Origin of the sequence: Agrobacterium tumefaciens str. B6 (assembly GCF_001541315.1) — a bacterium.
Lineage (GTDB): Bacteria > Pseudomonadota > Alphaproteobacteria > Rhizobiales > Rhizobiaceae > Agrobacterium > Agrobacterium radiobacter.
In genome coordinates, this window is record NZ_LMVK01000012.1 from 1 (window position 1) to 16,006 (window position 16,006).

14 protein-coding genes and 1 tRNA gene are annotated in these 16,006 nt (G+C 59.9%); 8 read left to right on the top strand and 7 right to left on the bottom strand.

The genetic code is table 11. From position 1 onward, the window contains the following. A partial coding sequence (locus ASB65_RS28820) for a hypothetical protein (protein ID WP_210179229.1) occupies positions 1–181 on the bottom strand: 181 nt, incomplete at its 3' end. Between ASB65_RS28820 and ASB65_RS10095 the strand changes: the two genes are divergently transcribed. Continuing rightward, positions 181–257, top strand: a tRNA-Pro gene (locus ASB65_RS10095). The two genes, ASB65_RS28820 and ASB65_RS10095, sit on opposite strands and share 1 nt — an antisense overlap. Before the next feature lie 821 nt (positions 258–1,078). On the opposite strand, the gene cysN is transcribed toward ASB65_RS10095, so the two are convergent. The 3 genes from cysN to ASB65_RS10115 are packed head-to-tail and all read right to left on the bottom strand — an operon-like array spanning position 1,079 to position 4,327. After that, on the bottom strand, positions 1,079–2,563 hold the full coding sequence (gene cysN, locus ASB65_RS10105; protein WP_020812869.1) for a sulfate adenylyltransferase subunit CysN: 1,485 nt from the start codon (positions 2,561–2,563) through the stop codon (positions 1,079–1,081). After that, positions 2,563–3,516 (bottom strand): sulfate adenylyltransferase subunit CysD, encoded by a 954-nt coding sequence (gene cysD / locus ASB65_RS10110; RefSeq protein ID WP_020812870.1) that lies wholly within the window; start codon positions 3,514–3,516, stop codon positions 2,563–2,565. Before cysD ends, cysN begins: the two co-directional genes overlap by 1 nt. 28 nt (positions 3,517–3,544) lie before the next feature. Further along, entirely contained in the window at positions 3,545–4,327 is a 783-nt protein-coding gene (locus ASB65_RS10115) for a phosphoadenylyl-sulfate reductase (protein WP_162266773.1), read from the bottom strand. Positions 4,328–4,531: 204 nt separating this feature from the next. Here ASB65_RS10115 and ASB65_RS10120 point away from each other — a divergent pair, with 204 nt between their 5' ends. The 5 genes from ASB65_RS10120 (at position 4,532) to ASB65_RS10140 (ending at position 9,468) form a co-directional block, all read left to right on the top strand. Further along, entirely contained in the window at positions 4,532–4,972 is a 441-nt protein-coding gene (locus ASB65_RS10120) for an RrF2 family transcriptional regulator (RefSeq protein WP_060723893.1), read from the top strand. A gap of 497 nt (positions 4,973–5,469) precedes the next feature. Continuing rightward, entirely contained in the window at positions 5,470–6,495 is a 1,026-nt protein-coding gene (locus ASB65_RS10125) for a sulfate ABC transporter substrate-binding protein (RefSeq protein WP_003509002.1), read from the top strand. 198 nt (positions 6,496–6,693) lie between these two features. Then, positions 6,694–7,551: a sulfate ABC transporter permease subunit CysT gene (cysT, locus tag ASB65_RS10130; RefSeq protein ID WP_003509001.1), complete on the top strand. Its 858-nt coding sequence runs from the start codon at positions 6,694–6,696 to the stop codon at positions 7,549–7,551. Then, positions 7,544–8,416 carry a sulfate ABC transporter permease subunit CysW gene (gene cysW, locus ASB65_RS10135; RefSeq protein WP_020811680.1) on the top strand — a complete coding sequence of 291 codons (873 nt, stop codon included), beginning with the start codon at positions 7,544–7,546 and terminating at the stop codon, positions 8,414–8,416. Before cysT ends, cysW begins: the two co-directional genes overlap by 8 nt. Before the next feature lie 11 nt (positions 8,417–8,427). Then, entirely contained in the window at positions 8,428–9,468 is a 1,041-nt protein-coding gene (locus ASB65_RS10140) for a sulfate/molybdate ABC transporter ATP-binding protein (RefSeq protein ID WP_003508997.1), read from the top strand. A gap of 517 nt (positions 9,469–9,985) precedes the next feature. On the opposite strand, the gene ASB65_RS10145 is transcribed toward ASB65_RS10140, so the two are convergent. From ASB65_RS10145 to ASB65_RS10155, 3 genes are all read right to left on the bottom strand, one after another. Then, on the bottom strand, positions 9,986–10,999 hold the full coding sequence (locus ASB65_RS10145) for an NAD(P)H-quinone oxidoreductase (RefSeq protein WP_060723894.1): 1,014 nt from the start codon (positions 10,997–10,999) through the stop codon (positions 9,986–9,988). A gap of 88 nt (positions 11,000–11,087) precedes the next feature. Further along, complete coding sequence (locus tag ASB65_RS10150) at positions 11,088–12,890, bottom strand: GGDEF domain-containing protein (RefSeq protein WP_060723895.1); 1,803 nt, start codon at positions 12,888–12,890, stop codon at positions 11,088–11,090. Positions 12,891–13,073: 183 nt separating this feature from the next. After that, positions 13,074–13,310, bottom strand: coding sequence for a ribbon-helix-helix domain-containing protein (locus ASB65_RS10155; protein WP_060723896.1), 237 nt, complete (start codon positions 13,308–13,310; stop codon positions 13,074–13,076). 369 nt (positions 13,311–13,679) lie between these two features. Between ASB65_RS10155 and betI the strand changes: the two genes are divergently transcribed. Together betI and betB are read left to right on the top strand one after the other, a co-directional pair. Further along, a complete protein-coding gene (betI, locus tag ASB65_RS10160; protein WP_003508993.1) occupies positions 13,680–14,315 on the top strand; it encodes a transcriptional regulator BetI in 636 nt (211 codons plus the stop codon). Next, positions 14,312–15,793 carry a betaine-aldehyde dehydrogenase gene (gene betB / locus ASB65_RS10165; protein WP_060723897.1) on the top strand — a complete coding sequence of 494 codons (1,482 nt, stop codon included), beginning with the start codon at positions 14,312–14,314 and terminating at the stop codon, positions 15,791–15,793. The genes betI and betB overlap by 4 nt, the downstream gene beginning before the upstream one ends. Positions 15,794–16,006 lie beyond the last annotated feature (213 nt).

The following is a 16,006-nucleotide window of genomic DNA, read 5'->3' on the forward strand; positions in this document are numbered from 1 at the left end:
GGGCCGACTTGCCGAAGATTCCCTGCCACAATTGCTTTTTTGTAACGTTTTGAGGCCTTCCAGCCGGTGCCGCAGGCGCTTGGCAGGGCTGTTTCAACGGATGGGAAAAACTTGTCATAAAAAATGCAATAAGCCGCTTGTCGAATGCCGGAGGCTGGTCTATAGAAGCGCCGCTGGTCACGGAGTGTAGCGCAGTCTGGTAGCGCACGTCGTTCGGGACGACGGGGTCGGAGGTTCGAATCCTCTCACTCCGACCAGCTTGAAGCCCAATAGATACAGCGGCTTGCAACTCATCCCGATACTTCCTGAAAATCTCCAGATCAAAGCCTCGCACCGAAACCGTCGCTGTTAAATCAGAACCGGTTGGAATGCATCCGTCGCTCTTGCCTGAAAATCAGGGCACAGATGCGGATAGGCGCCTTCAAACTCCCGTTCTTCAATTGGTGTCTGCTTAGGGGCGGAGAGCGTTTCCTGCTCGCAGATGTGAAACCTCACCGTCGCCTCAGCCGCGCGCCCGAACAAAAGAGGCCCGTCGCTCCGCCAAGCGCCAGGCCTCAATGTCGCGGCCTTGTTTCAGGGGACGCGCGACACGGACCGTCTTAGAAGCGTCAATTCTCGTCCACAATCCAAGAAGTTATCCATGAAGGTCACAAGCCCTGAATTTCGGGGCCATCGACATGATCAACTTATCGCGATCAAAAAAGAGGCCCGCTGTTTTTTCAAACAACGAGCCTCTGTTGGGCCGCTTGGCGGAGCGACCGCACGCAAATTCGCTTTTTGCGCATGAACGTCGAATGAACAAACGGCTTTCTGCGTGGCCGAGAAACAACCCGTAAAAATCAGGATAGCAACATGGATCGGAAAGCCGCCTCAGCCGTTATCTAACCATACAACAATGGAGGATAACATGCTGAAGGGTATTGCACTGTGGGCTATGGGCGTTCCGGTCGTGGTGATTATTCTGCTTTATATGTTCGTGTTTTAAGCTGATCCCAAGTCTTTTACACGGAAGAACCTCTCAAACTAAAAAGGCGACCGTTCTGACGGTCGCCTTTTTGTTTGTCCATGCCCGTGCCTGTCAGCTGAGGTCGCCGATCAGCCGCGAGGCTGTGGCAGCGTCCGTGCGGCGGATGTCGATTTCGTCGCGGTGTCTTGCCAGGAGTTCGCTCGCCAGCAGCTTTTCCGCGAGATCGGCGGGCAGCGAGAGAATCACGCGGTCACCCTGTTCTTCCGTCGCGCCGACGCTCCGCTTGCCGGCAATCATGCCGCCCGCCACCGTGTTGTTGGTGTCGGGGTCGATCAGGATGAACGAGCCGGTTGAGCGGTTCTGTTCGTAGGCATCGAAGATCGCCGTCTCGTCGAAGGAAAGCCGCACCTTGCCGATGGCGTTCATCGGCAGCGAGGTCTCATGCGCCTGCCATTCGCCTTCCTTGAGGTTGAGCTGGCTGACGGGCTGGACGCTGACACGCTGGCGGCGGCTGCCGCTTTTCAGCCAGTAGCGCTTGCCCGCTTCGATGCCGCCCGGCTGCAACGCCACGATCTGCGCGTCGAAGGCAAGGCCCGTCTGCGGCTGCGCCTCGATGGAGACGATCATGTCGCCGCGCGACACGTCCACCTGACGGTCGAGCACGAGCGTGACGGCGTCACCGGCGACGGCCGCATTGCGCACCAGATCGAAAGTCACGATCTGCTTGACGTTCGCGACCATGCCTGACGGCAGGATGACGACGCTGTCGCCCGGCTTCACCGAGCCGCCGGCAACCGTGCCCTGATAACCGCGGAAGCTCTCGCCGGGGCGCGACACGCGCTGTACGGGCAGACGGAAGCCGCCCGACTGCGCGGAGCGAACGGTTGCAAGTTCCAGCGTTTCCACCAGCGTCGGGCCTTCATACCAGGGCATGGCGGCCTTGCCTGACAGAACGACATTTTCGCCCTTCAGCGCTGACATCGGTATTGCCGTGATCTGCTTGATGCCGAGGTTGGAAGCGAACTCGCGGAATTCGTGGGCGATCAGCTCGAAACCGGCCTTGTCGTAATGTGTCAGGTCGATCTTGTTGACGGCCAGCACGAACTGCCGGATGCCCATCAGCGCCGCAATGGTGGCGTGGCGGCGTGTCTGTTCCAGAATGCCGGTGCGCGCATCGACCAGCAGCACGGCGAGATCGGCCGTGGAAGCGCCGGTTGCCATGTTGCGGGTATATTGCTCGTGGCCGGGCGTATCTGCCACGATGAAGGCGCGCCGGTCGGTGGCGAAATAACGATAGGCGACATCGATGGTGATGCCCTGTTCGCGCTCCGCCTGAAGACCGTCCAGCAGCAGCGCGAAATCGGGCAGGCCGAGATCGTTCTGCTTGCCGCTGTCGCGGTGCAGGGTGGCGGCCTGATCTTCCTTGACGGCCTTGGTGTCCCAGAGAAGACGGCCGATCAGGGTCGACTTGCCGTCATCAACGCTGCCGCAGGTGATGAGCCGCAGCGGGCGCGTATCGCGCGCCGCCTTCGAATGTTCTGCAAAGGGCAGGATGGTAGCGGAAGAGGAGGGGGTGTTGGCGGCTGCGGCGCTCATCAGAAATACCCCTCGCGCTTCTTTTTCTCCATGGAACCGGACTGGTCGCGGTCGATCGCGCGGCCCTGCCGTTCGGAAACCGTGGCGATTTCCAGCTCGGCGATAACCTCCTGAAGCGTTGCGGCTTCGGAACGGATCGCGCCGGTCAGCGGGAAGCAGCCGAGCGTGCGGAAGCGGATCGAGCCGTGCTGGACCTCTTCGCCGGGCAGCAGTTCAAGGCGCTCATCCTCGGCCAGGATCATCATGCCGTCGCGCTCGATGTAAGGACGCTGGGCAGCGTAATAGAGCGGCACCAGCGGAATGTTTTCCGCTTCGATGTAACGCCAGATATCGACCTCGGTCCAGTTGGAGAGCGGGAAGGCGCGCACGCTTTCGCCCTTGCGGACCATACCGTTATAGATGTTCCACAGTTCCGGGCGCTGGTTGCGCGGGTCCCATTTGTGGTCGGGTGTGCGGAAGGAATAGATGCGCTCCTTGGCGCGGCTTGCTTCCTCATCGCGGCGTGCGCCGCCGAAGGCGGCATCGAACTGGCCGGCATCGAGCGCCTGACGCAGCGCTTCAGTCTTCATGATGTCGGTGTAGAGCGCCGATCCGTGGGAGAAGGGCGTCACATTTTCCGTCTCGCCGCGCGGGTTGGTGTAGGAGATCAGGTCGAGATCATATTCCTTGACGATCTTGTCGCGGAATTCGATCATTTCCTTGAACTTCCAGCCCGTATTGACGTGCAGCAGCGGGAAGGGCACGCGGCCGGGGAAGAAGGCCTTGCGCGCCAGGTGCAGCAGCACGGAACTATCCTTGCCGATGGAATACAGCATCACGGGATTGTCGAATTCGGCGGCAACTTCGCGGAAGATGTGAATGGCTTCGTTTTCAAGCGCCTTCAGATGGGGATCGAGCGGCGGCTTGGATGCGACAGTATTCTTGCTGTCCGTCTCGTGGACTGCGTTGGACATTGTGAACTCCGGAAAATGTACTGAATGATTATCGTTGCGGGATGGCGGAAACGGCGGATGTCTGCTCCGCACCGGCGACGTGAAGACCGCATTCGCGCTTCTCGTCGTTTTCCCACCACCATCGACCGGCGCGCTCAGGCTCGCCGGGCTTGATGGCGCGTGTACACGGCTCGCAGCCGATGGAGGGGTAACCACGCGCATGCAACGGATTGACGGGAATGTTTTCAGACGCGACATAGGCCTGGATCTGGTCGATGTCCCAGTCCGCCAGAGCATTGATCTTGATGAGATTGCGCTCGGCGTCGAACTCGGCGAAAGGCGTCGTCGCACGGTTGCCCGACTGGCCGCGCCTGAGACCGGTGATCCAGAAGGCAGCGCCATCAAGCGCCTTGCCAAGCGGGATCAGCTTTCTGACATGACAGCAGGCGTGACGCGCCTCGATGCTTTCGTAAAAGCCGTTGAGGCCGTATTTCGCGGCATAGGCGTCGATATCGTCCTGCTCGGGCCGGAAGCGACGGATTTCAATGCCGAAACGTTCCTCGGTTTCATCGATGAGATCGACGGTTTCCTTGAACAGACGGCCGGTTTCCAGCGTCACGACGTCGATCGGCAACCGGTGCGTACCGATGGCGGCGGTGATGACCTGATCTTCGATGCCGAGGCTGGTGGTAAAGACCGCACGGCCGCCGAGACCGGCGATGAAGGAAAGTCGTCCCGCAAGATCGAGCCCGGCAAGCGTGGCGTCTAGGGATGCGGTATCGGCAGAGGCATTTGCTGAATTGATCGTCATTGTCACGTCCGGGATTTCCATGGCCGATTATTGTTGAAATCCGGCCTCCGGAACAGAAATGACAGTCTTTGTGCGCTGCACTTGAGAGCAAAAATGCCTCACGCGCACAGAGTATGAGCAAAAGATGCCCGTTCACCTTCTTTGCAGCTTGGATTTGAATTGTGACAACTTCTGCGCTAAGCCGGAATTGCCGGGTTCCCGGGCTTGTGGTCTACTGGTTTTACGATGATTTCGCAGAAGGCAAAATATGCGCTGAGGGCGCTCCTTTCGCTGGCCAAGGCCGACGGCGGCTGTCCTGTGCAGATTTCCGATATTGCCCGTGAACAGGCCATTCCGAAAAAGTTTCTGGAACAGATCCTTCTCGAAATGAAGAAGAAACGCATCGTCGAAAGCAGGCGTGGCAAGCAGGGCGGTTATCTCCTTGCGCGCCCGGCCTCTGATATCACCTTCGGCGAGGTGCTGCGCCTGATCGACGGGCCGCTCGCCCCCTTGCCCTGCCTGTCGCAGACCGCCTATCGCCGCTGCGAGGATTGCGATGGCGAGAAGCAGTGCGAAATCCGCCACGTCTTTGCCCGTGTGGCCGATGCCACCCGCAACATCCTTTTCAACACCACTGTTGCCGATGCCGTGGCCGGTGTTGAAGTGCCCGAGCTTTTGACGGCTTAGCCATCGGCGCAATAGGTGTGCAGTACGGTCCCTCCACCCTCATTCCTGTGCTTGTCACAGGAAACCAGTCGATGCGCGTCTGCGCGGCGAAAAGACTCTTCTCAGCCCAAGGACTTGGGCTGGCTGGATTCCTGTGACAAGCACAGGAATGAGGGTGGGAGGGGTGCGTCGCGACCGCCGGGAGCTTGAGTCTGCCATGCCGATGGACTGGTGGACGCTGCATGCCCCCCCCATCCCCTCATACCGCTCAGACGAAAAAATCGTCTAAAACCCCATAATATTTTTCGCTATCGCGGCAAAAAATCGTCAAAAATGTGAAATGCTTTTGCATTCAGAAAAGTTTTACACGACGCTTGTTGCGCCTTTCGCTTATGCTGCGCTGTATTTGTTGCCCGGGGAAACGCTCTCGGGAAACACTTTTTCGATCGTATTCGGCCTCATTGACCAACTCTACTCAACCGGTAGAGTTAAGCCATCGCAATCAGGAGGGAATACCGATGTCCAAGCTTCTGTCCGGTTTGAGCGTTGTTGCGCTTAGCCTTTCACTGGCACTTGGCGGCGCTGGCTCGGCCGCCGCGCAGACCAAGCTGCTCAACGTGTCCTACGACCCGACCCGTGAACTCTACAAGGATTTCAACGAAGCCTTCGCCAAGAAGTGGAAAGCGGATACGGGTGAGGACGTCACCATCCAGCAGTCGCATGGTGGTTCCGGCAAGCAGGCGCGCTCGGTTATCGACGGCCTTGAGGCCGACGTGGTGACGTTGGCGCTGCAGAGCGATATCGACGCCATCGTCCAGAACTCCGGCAAGATCAACAAGGACTGGCGCACCCGCCTGCCGCATAATTCTTCGCCTTATACCTCGACCATCGTGTTCCTGGTGCGCAAGGGAAACCCCAAAGGCATCCATAACTGGGGCGATCTGGTAAAGGGCGACATCCAGATCGTCACGCCGAACCCGAAGACCTCGGGCGGCGCCCGCTGGAACTATCTCGCAGCCTGGGCCTGGGCCAATGAGGAATTCAAGGGCGACAAGGACAAGATAAAGGCCTATGTCGGCGAGCTCTACAAGCGCGCTCCCGTTCTCGATACCGGCGCCCGCGGCTCCACGGTGACCTTCGCACAGCGCCAGATCGGTGACGTGCTGCTGGCCTGGGAAAACGAAGCCTATCTCGCCGGCCAGGAATTCGGTGCTGACGCCTTCGATATCGTCGTGCCGCCGATCTCGATCCTTGCCGAACCGCCGGTCGCCGTGGTTGACGCCAATGTCGACGCCAAGGGAACACGCAAGGCAGCGGAAGCCTATCTGCAATATCTCTATTCCGACGAGGGCCAGAATATTGCGGCGAAACACTTCTACCGTCCGTCCAACCCCGCCGTGGTCTCCAAGGATCTGCTGAAGCAGCTGCCCGACATCAAGCTCGTCACCATTGACGACCCGCAGTTTGGCGGTTGGGCCAAGGCGCAGCCGGAACATTTCGGTGACGGCGGCATCTTCGACCAGATTTACAAGCCCGCAAAGTAAGCGGATGATGGGCTGACGAGAAACAGCCCGCCCGCAAGGGACGTTGAAAAACAGCAGCTGGATCGACCGGACACCGTGCCGGTCGATCCTTTATAATAAACGCCGGGGAACACCGGCTCCCAGAGAGCATTTCCAGGAAAAGTGGACCCCGGTTTTCTCTCCGGAAATGCGCCAAAACAAAGATTATCCGGAGCCTTGATGAGCAATAATACATCCGGAAACAGGTGGAAATGGCGGCAGTCGAGCGTCATACCGGGCTTCGGCCTGACGCTTGGTTACACAGTGACCTATCTGTTTCTCATCATTCTTATTCCGCTCGGCGGCCTTATCTGGTCCACGGCGAAACTGGGTTTTTCAGATTTCATTGCGATTGCCACCGATAGCCGCACGCTGAATGCACTGCGCGTCAGCTTCGGTACGGCGTTTCTGGCGGCACTGGTCAACGCGGTTTTCGGCGTCATCGTCGCCTGGGTTCTGACCCGTTACCGTTTTCCCGGCCGCCGATTTGTCGATGCCATCGTCGATCTGCCCTTTGCCCTGCCGACGGCAGTGGCCGGTATCGCGCTCACCACGCTTTATGCCAATCGCGGCTGGGTCGGTTCGCTGTTCGAACCCTTCGGCATCAAGATCGCCTTTACGCCGACCGGCATCGTCATTGCGCTGATCTTCATCGGCCTGCCTTTTGTGGTCCGCACCGTGCAGCCGGTCATGGAAGAGATCGACCGTCAGGTGGAGGAAGTGGCGGCCACGCTTGGCGCCAACCGTTTCCAGACCATTACCCGCGTTCTGCTGCCGAGCCTCACGCCGGCGATCCTTACGGGTTTTGCGCTCGCCTTCGCGCGCGGTGTCGGGGAATATGGTTCGGTCATCTTCATCGCCGGCAATATTCCTTACGTGTCGGAAATCGCGCCGCTCCTCATCGTCATCCGGCTGGAGGAGTTCAATTATGCGGCCGCGACCGGCATCGCCACCATCATGCTGATCATCTCGTTTGCCATGCTGTTCCTCATCAATCTCATTCAGGCCTGGAGCCGCAAGAGGTACGGTTATGTCTGAGACCGCTCCCCGCACGTCCCCCCGGCCGTTCCGCGACCCCGCCAGCGAGAGTTTTCCCGCCCGGCTGGCATTGATTGCGATAGCCTTTGTGTTCCTCGCTGCATTTCTGGTCCTGCCGCTGATATCGGTATTCTTCGAAGCCTTCCGCAAGGGCGCGGAAAGCTTCTGGGAGGCGATCGTCGAACCGGATGCGCTCTCCGCCATCCGCCTGACACTGCTCGTCGCCGCCATTTCGGTGCCGCTCAACCTGATCTTCGGGGTTGCCGCCGCCTGGGCGATTGCGAAATTCGAATTCAAGGGCAAGGCGTTCCTGATCACGCTCATCGACCTGCCGTTTTCGATCTCGCCGGTCATATCGGGCCTTGTCTATGTCATCCTGTTTTCCTCGCACAGCGTGCTGGGGCCATGGCTGAAGAGTTACGGCATCGAAATCCTCTTTGCGGTGCCGGGCATCGTGCTGGCCACCATCTTCGTCACCTTTCCTTTCGTCGCGCGCGAATTGATCCCGCTGATGCAGGAGCAGGGCAATGGCGACGAGGAGGCGGCGATTTCGCTCGGCGCAACCGGCTGGCAGACCTTCTGGTATGTCACGCTGCCGAACATGAAATGGGGCCTGCTCTACGGGGTGCTGCTCTGCAACGCCCGCGCCATGGGCGAGTTCGGCGCCGTCTCGGTGGTATCGGGCCATATTCGCGGCGAGACCAACACCATGCCGCTGCATGTCGAGATACTCTATAATGAGTACAATATGGGTGCGGCCTTTGCGGTGGCGACGCTGCTGGCTGGTCTGGCGCTCGTGACGCTCGTTCTCAAAACCATTCTCGAAATACGCTTTGGCGCGGGCAACGCAGCCGGCAAGCATTGAAAGGCATATTCATGGAAGTGAAAGTTTCCGGCATCACCAAGCAGTTCGATCGCTTTCCCGCACTGAACGACGTGTCGCTCGATATTCGTTCCGGCGAGCTGATCGCTCTGCTCGGTCCCTCCGGTTCCGGCAAGACGACGCTGCTGCGTCTCATCGCCGGCTTGGAGCAGCCGACCAAAGGCCACATCTTCTTCGGGGATGAGGACGCCTCGCACCGCACGGTGCAGGAGCGTAATGTCGGTTTCGTCTTTCAGCATTACGCGCTGTTCCGCCATATGACGGTGGCGGAGAACATCGCCTTCGGCCTGAAGGTGCGTCCTTCCGCCAAGCGCCCGCCGAAAGCGGAAATCCGCAGGCGCGTGTCCGAGCTTCTCGATATGGTGCATCTCTCCGGTCTCGAAAAACGTTACCCCACACAGCTTTCCGGCGGTCAGCGCCAGCGCGTGGCGCTTGCCCGCGCCGTCGCCATCGAGCCGAAGGTCCTGCTTCTCGATGAACCTTTCGGCGCGCTCGATGCCAAGGTCCGCAAGGAGCTGCGCCGCTGGCTGCGTGAATTCCACGACCGCACCGGCCACACCACCGTTTTCGTGACCCACGATCAGGAAGAGGCGCTGGAACTGGCCGACCGCGTCGTCGTCATGAGCCAGGGCAAGATCGAACAGGTGGGCACGGCGGACGATGTTTATGACACGCCCAATTCCCCCTTCGTCTTCTCCTTCATCGGCGAATCCTCCAGCCTGCCGATAACGATCCGCGACGGCCATGTACTGTTTCAGGGAGAGAGCATCGGCATCGATGAGAGCGGCACGGGCGAGGGTGAGCTTTTCTTCCGTCCGGAAGATGTGGTGCTGACGCAGGAGAAGGACGCGCTTTACGGCAAGGTCACCACTTGTCGCCGCCTCGCCGGCACCCGCATCGCCGAAATCGACATCGCCAATAACGGCCACGAGCCCTATCACCTCGAAATCGAGGTGCCGCTCAACGCCGCCGTGGCCGTGGGCGCGGAACTGCGCTTCCGTCCGACGCGGTGGAAGGTGTTCGGGAAGAAGTAGGGGAGGTATCGCGGAGGCAGTTGACGGTTTGTTGCGACCTGCAGTTCCTCCGTCATACCGGCCTTGAGCCGGTATCCAGCCAGCCCAAGTCCTTGGGCTGAAATGACTCTTCCCCGCCGCGCAGACGCGCGTCGACTGGATTCCGGCTCAAGGCCGGTATGACGGGGAGAGTGAGGCTACCGCGAACGCCATCAAATGCCGCTTTTGCCGCGTTAGTTCACGCCCGGATTTCCACGCTGACCCGTCTCAATCCAGAAACGGAAAAGGGCCGCCGAAGCGACCCTTCCATGAGCTTGGTCCTGTTTACAGACCCGGGACTGTTTCTCAACGTTCCGAAGGCAAGATGTCTTACGCCGAGGGCTGCCCCGTCGAAAACACACCCTTTCCATTGCCTGCACCAGAGACCGAAATCTCATTAGACATTGGATCACCTCCTTCCGATACGTTGAACATAACTAGAAGGTAGTACGATTCGTCAGTAATGCAAGAGGGGTTACTTATAACGGGCGCCCGGGCATTACGACACCCGCATCACGATCTTGCCGATATGATTGCTGCTCTCCATCAGCCGGTGCGCTTCCACAACCTCGTCCAGCGTGAAGACCCGGTTGATAACAGGCGCGACCTGACCGCTTTCGATGAGCGGCCAGACCTCTCCGATGAGGTCGTCGCGGATGGCGCGTTTTTCGTCCGCCGTGCGGGGACGCATGGTGGAGCCGGTGACGGTGAGGCGTTTGACCATGATCGGGGTTAGATTGACCTTCTCGGCCATGGCACCACCCAGAAAGGCGATGATCGACAGGCAGCCATCCTTGGCGAGTGCCGCAAGGTTCTTTTCGAAATAGGCTGCGCCGATCATGTCGAGAACGACATCGACGCCCTTGCCGCCGGTTTCGGATTTAACGATCTCGGCGAAATCCTCCTCGCGGTAATTGATCGCGCGCTTGGCGCCGAGCTTCACGCAGGCCTCGCATTTTTCCGCCGAGCCCGCCGTGGCATAGACTTCGGCGCCAAAGGCTTTCGCAAGCTGGATGGCCGTCGTGCCGATACCGCTGGTGCCGCCGTGGATGAGCACGCTTTCCCCTTCGGTAAGGCCTGCCATCTGGAAGAGATTGGCCCAGACAGTGAAGAAAGTTTCCGGCAATGCGGCCGCTTTGACGGCGTCGTAACCTTTGGGGAAGGGCAGGGCCTGCCCGGCGGGCACGGTGCAATATTCGGCATAAGCGCCGCCATTGGCGAGCGCGCAGACCTTGTCGCCCAGCGCGAATTCATCGACGCCTTCACCGAGAGCGACCACCTCGCCGGCGATTTCGAGGCCGAGGATCGGGCTTGCATCCTTCGGCGGCGGATAGGTGCCCTGGCGCTGCGCGACATCGGGGCGGTTGACGCCCGCCGCCTCGACCTTCACCAGAATTTCGCCTTTTGCGGGATTCGGCCAAGGCGCTTGCGAAAGGCGCATCACCTCCGGGCCGCCATGGGAGGGAAGGTCGATGAAGCGCATTTTTTCGGGCAGGGTCATAGTGTCGGGCATGGCCAGGGGCAACTCCTCACTTGTCGGCGTCACCTGAAGATGTAGGTCAGATGCGCCGTCGAGGGAAGGTGGCCCTTTGCCGCTGATGTCAATTTGTCTCGCCGAACAGCCGGACGACGAAGCCGCTTTCATTTTCCTTCGCAGCGGCCTTCACACCCGCGATCTCGCTGCCGATACGCTCGGGATTGGCGATGATCAGCCCCTTCGGCAAGGTTAGGACGCCGATCGAGCAGCGCAGCAGCGCGAAGTCACGCTCGTTGCCGTGGCGGTCCTGGCCTTTCATGCAGCCGGCGGCGCGGTCTTCGTCCGAATAGAGTTCGGCGACATCGTCGTGAAAATCGCTGAGCAGCCGCTCTAGGATTTCCGTCAGTTCTCCTACCGACCAGTCACGCACGCCGATGAAGAAGTCGTCGCCGCCGATATGGCCGAGGAAACAATCACCGGCAAAAAAGTAGCGGCGCATCAGAGCCGAAAACAGGGTGATGGCGTGGTCACCGGCGTTGAAGCCGTATTTGTCGTTGAAGGGTTTGAAATTATCGAAGTCGCAATAGCAGAAGAAACGCGACTCGTCGCCGTCGCTGCAGCGGTCGGCAATGAAGCCGCCAATCGCGCGGTTGCCGGGCAGCGCCGTCAGCGGGTTCTGGTCCTGCGCCATCTTCAGCTGTTTTTCGTTGATGACCTTGATGAGCGAGGCCGCGGAAACAATGCCGGCGTAACGCATGTTTTCGGTGAGGATGATGCAGGCGCTGCCGCCCATGCTGGCGAACATGTTCATCAGTTGGTCGGCATCCGCATCGAGGCCGACGATCGGCGCGGGATCGACGAAATGGGAAATGGTGCGCTCATAGATCTTGTTCTTGAGCAGGTCGCGGCCGAAGGGCCGGTAGATATATTCCTTGAGGTGATATTCGTTGATGACGCCGCGCGGTTCGCCATTGGCGTTGAGAACCGGGAAGAAGGCCTGCTGCGGATTTCTGCGGAACAGTTCGAAGACGCTGTCGACGCTGTCATGCTCGAAGACGGTGGGAAGGCGCTCTATTTCCCGGCGGATGAGAATTTCATCCAGCGTCTGGCTGCTGCGTCGCGCCACGCCGATGCGGTTGATGTGGGGAAAACTTTCAGGCAATTCGCTGGTGAAGACCGTTGGCCTGGCGATCAGCCAGCCCTGCACCAGATCGACGCCGAATTCGCGGCAGGTCAGAAATTCCGCTTCGGTTTCGATGCCTTCCGCAATGACCCTGACGCCGAGAACATGGGCGATGTTGACGATGTTGCGCACAAGGTGCTGCTTGCGCGGCAATTGGTCGACGCCGGTGATGAAATGCCGGTCGATCTTCAGGTAATCCAGCGGGAAGTCGCAGAGCAGCTTCATCTCGCCGTGACCGGCGCCGAAATCGTCGATTGCCAGCTTGAAGCCTTCCTTGCGCATACGGGCGATCAGCGCCGTGAACTCCGGCACGCTGGTATTATCGAAGCGTTCGGAAAGTTCAAAGCAGATGGAGGAGGCCGGAATGCCCGCCCGCGCCAGATGGCCGACGAGCTTGTCCAGAATGGCGTCGCCATGCGGGATCAGCCGTACATCGAGATTGAGGAACAGGGTGGCGGAGGAAAAATCGGGCAGGGTGGAGAATTTTGCGAGCGCCCGGCTTGCCAGCATCTGCTCGAAGGCCTTCAGCTCGCCATCTGCAGCAGCCTGGTCGAGAAGCGCCAGCGGATTGGAAAAACCGAGCCGATCATGGCCGCGCATCAGCGATTCATAACCGAAGATCGTGCCCGTCGTCGCCTCGACAATCGGCTGGAACGCCGTTTCGAGCACCAGCTTGGCCATGGGAAACATGTGCCCGGAGGCAAAACGCCTGATGACATCGTTCTCCAGCGTGACGGCCTGCATTTTATTCTCCGCTGTTGCCGGTCCCCATGTGGCTAACGTAAGGGGAGCCTGTCTCTTTTGCGGCGAACAATCGCAGATTACAGGTCAACAAAAGCTTTCACGACTGTGAAGCTTTGATGAACGTTTTGTTACAACCCCATAAGCATGTAGGCCTATGAGCATGTGGGGTTGTTGCGCCGGGCCTCATGCGCTGCGGACGTGCCCGGTGTGAGCGGCGTAGAGATCCGCGACGTTCATGCGCTCCCGGTCTGCCTCGACAGACTCTGCGGACTCGGTGCCGACGCCATGTTCAGCGGAGGCCGCCCATAGTCTCAGCGCTGCCCTGACGACCTCGCTGCCGGATGCGTAAGCGCCGCAATTCACGGCCTCGCGCATTCTTGCTGCCTGTTCCGGGGAAATCGATACTGTTACCATTGGCATGATATCACTCCCTTCTTTAAACGCTGCGATCGGTCCTTCGATGTCCGGTTTGCGGATCGGGCGCCGTCGTGGTCTAGGCGGGCGTTTTTATCGTCTTTCGTCTGGCGCCGCTTCCAGCGAAATTTGTATCATCAGCGATATTAGCACGAAACGCGTTCCATTCCCAATTCGCAGTATATCACGGTTTAGTTTTTCCCCCGTGAACCGGGCGGCAGCATGGGGTTCGCCACACCGGCCGATGCCTGCGAAACTATCACTGTCCGGCGGCGGAAAATATGATCCATCGCAAATCAGCGACATAAAATGGCGCGTTTTTTATTGATTGATTGATCAATCAAGAATAATTTGCCATCCGTCAAGGAGACCCCTATGCCCAAGATCGGAATGGAGCCTTTGCGCCGCAAGGCGCTTGTGGATGCGGCGCTTCGCACCATAGGCCACCATGGTTCGCTGAATGTGACAATGTCTGATATCGCCCGGGAAGCGGGCGTGTCGGCCGCGCTCGCGCATCATTATTTCGGCAGCAAGCAGCAGCTTCTTCTGGAAACCATCCGCAGTCTGCTGCGTGACTTGAGGCGCGATGCCGTGGCGGCGCTGACCCGCGCTTCCGGCCCGCGTGAAAGGCTGAGCGCCATCGTGCATGTCTCCTTCCAGAGCGACCAGTTCACGCCCGAAACGGTGGCGGCATGGCTCGCCTTTTATGTCGAGGCGCAGCGTTCGGAAGAAACCCGCCGCCTGCTGGTGCTTTATTCCCGCCGCCTGCGCTCAAACCTCATGGCGAGCCTCAACCGGCTTTGCCCGCCGGACGATGCCGCGCGCATCGCGGAAGGGGCGGCGGCTCTGATCGACGGGCTTTATATCAGGCACAGCCTGCGTTCCGCCCCGCTTGGCCTCGCCTCCGCGCCGGCGCTGGTCGAGGATTATTTCGACATGCAGCTTAAATCTTTTCCCGATGGACAGCGCCCGAAGCCGTCCATCCGCGTTCTCAAGGAGACTTCGACATGACCATCGCCACGCCGCTCAAGGCGCAGCCGAAAGCCTCGCATTTCATCGACGGGGACTATGTCGAGGATAATACCGGCACACCGTTCGAGAGCATCTTCCCGGCCACCGGCGAAGTGATCGCAAGGCTGCATGCGGCGACACCTGCCATCGTCGAGCGCGCCATCGCCTCGGCCAAACGCGCGCAGAAGGAATGGGCGGCGATGAGCCCGATGGCGCGCGGCCGCATCCTCAAACGCGCCGCCGATATCATGCGCGAACGCAACGATGCGCTTTCCACGCTGGAAACGCTGGATACGGGCAAGCCCATTCAGGAAACCATCGTCGCCGACCCAACCTCCGGCGCCGATGCTTTCGAATTCTTCGGCGGCATCGCGCCGTCCGCCCTGAATGGCGATTATATCCCGCTCGGCGGTGATTTCGCCTATACCAAGCGTGTGCCGCTCGGCGTCTGCGTCGGCATCGGCGCCTGGAACTATCCGCAGCAGATCGCCTGCTGGAAGGCCGCGCCCGCGCTGGTCGCCGGCAATGCCATGGTCTTCAAGCCCTCGGAAAACACGCCGCTCGGCGCGTTGAAGATTGCCGAAATCCTCATCGAAGCCGGCTTGCCAAAGGGCCTGTTCAACGTCATCCAGGGCGACCGCGACACCGGCCCGCTTCTGGTCAACCACCCCGAAGTGGCCAAGGTCTCGCTCACCGGCTCCGTGCCGACCGGCCGCAAGGTGGCCGCCGCCGCCGCCGGGCATCTGAAGCATGTGACCATGGAACTCGGCGGCAAGTCGCCGATGATTGTCTTCGACGATGCCGATATCGAAAGCGCCGTCGGCGGCGCGATGCTCGGCAACTTCTATTCCTCCGGCCAGGTCTGCTCGAACGGCACGCGCGTCTTCGTGCAGAAAAAGGCGAAGGAGCGTTTCCTCGACAACCTGAAAAGCCGCACCGAGGCGATGATCCTCGGCGATCCCCTCGATTACGACACCCATCTCGGCCCGCTGGTCTCCAAGGCCCAGCAGGAGAAGGTTCTTTCCTATATCGAAAAGGGTAAGGCGGAAGGAGCGACGCTCATCACCGGCGGCGGCATTCCCAACAATGTCTCGGGCGAGGGCGCTTATGTGCAACCGACCGTGTTCGCCGATGTGACCGACGATATGACCATCGCCCGCGAGGAAATCTTCGGGCCGGTCATGTGCGTGCTGGATTTCGACGATGAGGACGAGGTTATCGCCCGCGCCAACGCAACCGAATTCGGGCTGGCCGGCGGCGTCTTCACCGCCGATCTCGCCCGCGCCCACCGTGTGGTGGATCAGCTGGAGGCGGGCACGCTGTGGATCAATACCTATAATCTCTGCCCGGTGGAAATGCCCTTCGGCGGCTCCAAGCAGTCCGGCTTCGGGCGGGAGAATTCGGCGGCGGCGCTGGAGCATTATAGCGAGCTGAAGACGGTTTATGTGAGCACGGGGAAGGTGGAAGCGCCTTATTAAGGCAGCGTTGCGGATTGGGGCTTACCCCCCTCTGTCCTGCCGGACATCTCCCCCTCAAGGGGGGAGATCGGCAAGACGAGCCGTATCACTTCACCCTCGAAATTTGAGAAGGGCGAAACCTGGCCTCAGATCGATCTCCCCCGTTGAGGGGGAGATGTCCGGCAGGACAGAGGGGGGTAACCCCACCCGCACATGAGCCATTGAGAGAGAGCA

Excerpts from the sequence above, each read along its gene's own strand:
- cysN (WP_020812869.1), bottom strand. The coding sequence starts at position 2,563 with ATGAGCGCCGCAGCCGCCAACACCCCCTCCTCTTCCGCTACCATCCTG.
- ASB65_RS10115 (WP_162266773.1), bottom strand. The coding sequence starts at position 4,327 with ATGGAAATCCCGGACGTGACAATGACGATCAATTCAGCAAATGCCTCT.
- ASB65_RS10145 (WP_060723894.1), bottom strand. The coding sequence starts at position 10,999 with ATGCCCGACACTATGACCCTGCCCGAAAAAATGCGCTTCATCGACCTT.
- cysD (WP_020812870.1), bottom strand. The coding sequence starts at position 3,516 with ATGTCCAACGCAGTCCACGAGACGGACAGCAAGAATACTGTCGCATCC.
- betB (WP_060723897.1), top strand. The coding sequence starts at position 14,312 with ATGACCATCGCCACGCCGCTCAAGGCGCAGCCGAAAGCCTCGCATTTC.
- ASB65_RS10155 (WP_060723896.1), bottom strand. The coding sequence starts at position 13,310 with ATGCCAATGGTAACAGTATCGATTTCCCCGGAACAGGCAGCAAGAATG.
- ASB65_RS10125 (WP_003509002.1), top strand. The coding sequence starts at position 5,470 with ATGTCCAAGCTTCTGTCCGGTTTGAGCGTTGTTGCGCTTAGCCTTTCA.
- cysW (WP_020811680.1), top strand. The coding sequence starts at position 7,544 with ATGTCTGAGACCGCTCCCCGCACGTCCCCCCGGCCGTTCCGCGACCCC.
- ASB65_RS10140 (WP_003508997.1), top strand. The coding sequence starts at position 8,428 with ATGGAAGTGAAAGTTTCCGGCATCACCAAGCAGTTCGATCGCTTTCCC.
- cysT (WP_003509001.1), top strand. The coding sequence starts at position 6,694 with ATGAGCAATAATACATCCGGAAACAGGTGGAAATGGCGGCAGTCGAGC.
- ASB65_RS10150 (WP_060723895.1), bottom strand. The coding sequence starts at position 12,890 with ATGCAGGCCGTCACGCTGGAGAACGATGTCATCAGGCGTTTTGCCTCC.
- betI (WP_003508993.1), top strand. The coding sequence starts at position 13,680 with ATGCCCAAGATCGGAATGGAGCCTTTGCGCCGCAAGGCGCTTGTGGAT.
- ASB65_RS10120 (WP_060723893.1), top strand. The coding sequence starts at position 4,532 with ATGATTTCGCAGAAGGCAAAATATGCGCTGAGGGCGCTCCTTTCGCTG.